The organism is Novosphingobium sp. 11B, from assembly GCF_054589055.1.
In genome coordinates, this window is the sequence record NZ_BAAILP010000184.1 from 1 (window position 1) to 4,027 (window position 4,027).

General features: G+C 61.4%; 5 protein-coding genes. All 5 read right to left on the reverse strand.

The genetic code is table 11. The features are described from left to right. The coding region (locus ACYPYD_RS16965) for an aromatic ring-hydroxylating oxygenase subunit alpha (protein WP_459664360.1) at positions 1-602 on the reverse strand (602 nt) is incomplete at its 3' end. Positions 603-709: 107 nt separating this feature from the next. Then, positions 710-1,378 (reverse strand): TetR family transcriptional regulator, encoded by a 669-nt coding sequence (locus tag ACYPYD_RS16970; RefSeq protein ID WP_036530941.1) that lies wholly within the window; start codon positions 1,376-1,378, stop codon positions 710-712. A gap of 244 nt (positions 1,379-1,622) precedes the next feature. Beyond that, entirely contained in the window at positions 1,623-2,717 is a 1,095-nt protein-coding gene (locus ACYPYD_RS16975; RefSeq protein WP_459664363.1) for a LysR substrate-binding domain-containing protein, read from the reverse strand. A 127-nt stretch (positions 2,718-2,844) separates the two neighbouring features. Continuing rightward, positions 2,845-3,465, reverse strand: a complete 621-nt coding sequence (gene prfH / locus ACYPYD_RS16980; RefSeq protein WP_459664364.1) for a peptide chain release factor H — start codon at positions 3,463-3,465, stop codon at positions 2,845-2,847. Beyond that, on the reverse strand, positions 3,462-3,956 hold the full coding sequence (locus ACYPYD_RS16985) for an RtcB family protein (protein WP_459664365.1): 495 nt from the start codon (positions 3,954-3,956) through the stop codon (positions 3,462-3,464). Before ACYPYD_RS16985 ends, prfH begins: the two co-directional genes overlap by 4 nt. Positions 3,957-4,027: the final 71 nt, after the last annotated feature.

A 4,027-nucleotide genomic window follows, 5' to 3' on the forward strand; every position in this document is an offset into this window, starting at 1 on the left:
GTGGCGAACTTCCAGTTGGTTTCGAGGTCGATCTTCATCCAGAACACGCGCACGGCGGTGTCCATCGGGTAGTTCTTGTAAAGGTCCGGCATCGGCGACAGGAAGTCGAGCAGTTCGGGCGCTTCATCGTCCATCGTGTACCAGACGAAACCGCCCCAGGTGGCGCAGCGCAGTTCCTTGAGCTTGAGCTTGCCGCAGGGGTTGCCTTGCGGGAAGTCCTGCGGGTCCTGCGCATAGTTCAGAACGCCGTCCTTGCCCCAGACCCAGCCATGGTAAGGGCACTGGAACGAGTCCTGCGAACTGGCGTCCCACACCAGCCGCATGCCGCGGTGGCGGCACGAATTGTAGAACGCCTTGATCGAGCCGTCGTCCTGCTTAACGCAGAAGACGGACTCGTTCATGAAGTTGTGCACGACGTAGTCGCCCGGCTCCTCCAGCTCGGCCGTGCGGCCGGCGACGTGCCAGATGCGGGTCCACATGTGGTCCCATTCGCGCTGCATGAATTCAACCGAGGTGTAGCGGTCGCCGGTGATCGGGTCGCCGCGAAGATTGTCGGCGTTGCGCCCATCAATCATCAGCGCGTCGATGTCTTGCCTTCCCATCTCTGCTCCTTTCGGAACCTCTTGCCGGGTCCGTCTCGTCACGGAGCAGGATAACAAAACTGGTCGATCGACCTGCCTGACAAAACAGACAGGGCCTGACACGGTCGTCAAGTGCCCTTCAGACTCTCCAGTCCGCTGGCGAAGAAACGCAGCGCCGGGGCCGCCATGTCCTCCAGCCGCGCAACCGAATGGTGGCCCGCGCTAATGTCGTCGAGGAAGCCGGGGTCCTGCACCATGAAGATCAGCGCCGCCTCGATCAGATAGACGCCCGCCAGAAGTTCGCGTTCGGCGATGTCGGGCCGGTATTCGCGCAGCCGGTCGATCAGGATCTGCGACACCACGCTCAGCTTGGCGAGGATCGGGCGCAGTTCAGGCAAGCGGTACGAACTCATCAGGTGCGAGGTCATGACCATGTAATTGCGCAAGGGGTCGTCGAGGCGCGAGGCCGCCTGCAGGAACGGCAGGATGAAAGCGGTCACGATCTCCTCCAGCCCGAACTTCCCGCCCGCCTCGGCACGCGCGAAGCTGGCGGCGATGGTGCCGCGCAACAGGTCGAGCTTGCGCTCCAGCACGGCATCGAGGATCAGGTGCTTGTTGCCGAAGTGGTAATGGACCAGCCCCATCCTCACGTCCGCTGCCCTGGCGATGTCGCGCAGCGAAGTGCCGATATAGCCGCTTTGCGCGAACAGCACCTCGGACGCATCAAGGATACGGTTTCGTGTCGCTTCCCCCTTGGTCGAGGTCGAATAGCGGCCGGAGGTGCCCATTTCCGTCATGCAACCGCCATTGCTCTAATTTGTCAAACCGACAACCCGTTTCACATGCCGGATGCGTCCCAGTGTCAGGCGCGAGGATACGATACTGCCGTTGCTTCCGGCAGTGCAGGTGGAATGCAGCGCGCCGCATCGCCGGCGCATTACGATTACGCGATCCGCACGGGCCTTTGGGCGGCGACCTCAAGCTGGCGAGCATGGAAACGCTTCGACTAGGTGCCGGGCCGCAAGCCGAACGATACCGTCATTACCCCTGCCCTCCCCAGACTTCCGAGGCCGCCAGCACGGCGAAGCGGCCACCCGCCTGCAGCAGCGCATCCTCGTTTTCTTTGGGGGAAGGCAGAAAACGGCGATCGAAGGTGAGCTTGATAAAGTCGAGGAATGCCCGGACCCGCGCGGTGCTTCCCGTCTCACTGTGTCCAACAAGCCAGAGGTCGCAGACAGGAGCAGTCTCGCGCCGATCGAATCTCACGAGCGTGTCGCTAGTCTCTCCCAATATCTCGGGAAGCAGGGCAAGACCCATGCCCGCTTCGCAGAACCGGGTCAGAGCGAGGTAGCTGTCCGTCGAAGCAACGATCTCGCCCACCGGCAGCTGCTCGAGCATCCATGCGGTCTCGCCCACCAGGAATTCGTGGTCACGGTGCATGTAGTGCACGGACAGCGTCAGGAGATCGTGGCCGGTGCCAGGCGGCGACAGGGCATGCCGCGTCAGATAGGATGGGTCGGCGTAAGTACCGAACTTGACCACCCCCAGCTTGCGCAGCTTGCTGCTGCCCTTGGTGGGACGCGCGAGACGGATGGCGACATCGACCATCTCCCGCTCAAGATCGACGAAGTAGTGCTCGGTCGTGATGTCGAGATGGATTTCGGGATAGAGCGTACGGAAGATATGGAGATCGGGTGCCAGCCAGCCCGCGAACACGTCCATCATCGTCACGCGTACCGTGCCGCTTTGCCGCGCGCCGAGGCCATTGAAAAAGGACTGCGAAGACGCCTGCATCCGCACTGACGGTACTAATCCCGCAGACCGGACCGCGATCCCACCAGTGTGTCGCTCCGCAGGCGCCGGAGACGTCTCCACCCGGATAAACGCCGACGGATCCGGCAACTGCCCCGTGCTCCGCTGCCCGTTCGCACTCTGGCGCTCCTGATACTTCCTGACCCATTTGCGCAGTTGGTTGGCGTTGACACCATGCTCCAGCGCAAGCCTCGCCACCGATATGCCAGGCTCGAGGCACGCCTCGACCAACCGTACCTTCCCCGCACGACCATAATAGCGCCGGCCGTCACTCGTCACCCTTACAACCTCGAGCCCATAGGAGCCCACCGGTGCCATCTCCATGTGTCCACCTCTTCCTTGGTGGACACATCCTTCACACCGCGTCACTCAACCGAACAGGTGCGCGGAAATTCACGCTTACGGATAAGCTCTCAGAGCCGGACGGCATTATCGTCCGGCTCTGAGAGCATCATTCCTTCAGAGTGAATCTATCGCCAGAATAGACCCTTACCGCATTGCCGCGTTCGAGATCCTGATGGGTCTGCCATTGCGACCTTTTTGCGCCATCATTGGCTTGTCCGTGCCGTTCTTCCAACATGATCGCCAATTTCATCCGTGCTAGCCTTCGGTTGGCGTGTTGGGATCGTTGCTCCTGAGCCGTGGCCACGAGACCAGTCGGCCGGTGCGTGGCCCGAACCGCACTGTCTGTCTTGTTGACATGCTGGCCACCCGGTCCGCTGGCGCGCATCGCCTGATAATCGATGTCCTCATTTTTCAGGTCGATGAGCGCGTCAGGTTCGGGCGCAAGCTCTACGCCAACAAACCAGTTCCGCCGCTTGTGGCGTGGGCGGAAGGGACTGGTCCCGATCCACTGGTTGGAACCTGTGCGCTTCGCAGCAAAGGCCGATGCTGCCTCGCCCCGGATGCGGAGGAGGATCGAGGACGACAAATCCTCCAAACCATCGAGCGCTTCGCATTCAAGGCCCATGCCCCAAGCCTCCTTTGCAAAAGCGCGCGCCAGTTGGGCCACTACCCATTGGCATTCCTTGGGGCCTTTGCCCGCCGTGATGTGCAGGATCACTTCGTTCATGCCGCCCTCGTCTTGTAGCTGAGAAGGGGGCGAAGCTTGGCGATGACACGGATCAGGCCGGCTCCCTCCAGATCGGCGATGACCATGCCAATGTCCTTGTAGGCATCGGGAGCCTCTTCGAAGATCAACCTGCGATCTTCGCAGATCACATGGCTGCCAAGAGCTGTACGCTGCATATCCGCGACGTTGAAGCGTCGCGAAAGGCGGGCGTGGGCATCCTTGCGGCTCCACTTGCGGCCGGCGCCATGAGCCAGCGAATGGAGAGCCTTGTCGGCATCATCCACTATGGGTTCAACCAGATAACTGAAATCCCCTCGCGATCCGGGGATGGCGACCAGACCCCGATCAGCAGGCGCAGCGCCCTTGCGGTGCAGCCACCCGCCTTGATGCGGGGTCACGCTGTTATGGCAAATGTCCAGCACCGGACGGCCGTCGATGCCTAGACCCAAGTTGAACAGTGCTAGCGGAACACGCAGGGAACGCGAGACCATAAGTATCTGATTTTGCGGTGAGTGGATTTGGCGGCAAAATCGGGTGTGCTAACAACATTTTTGCTGTGACT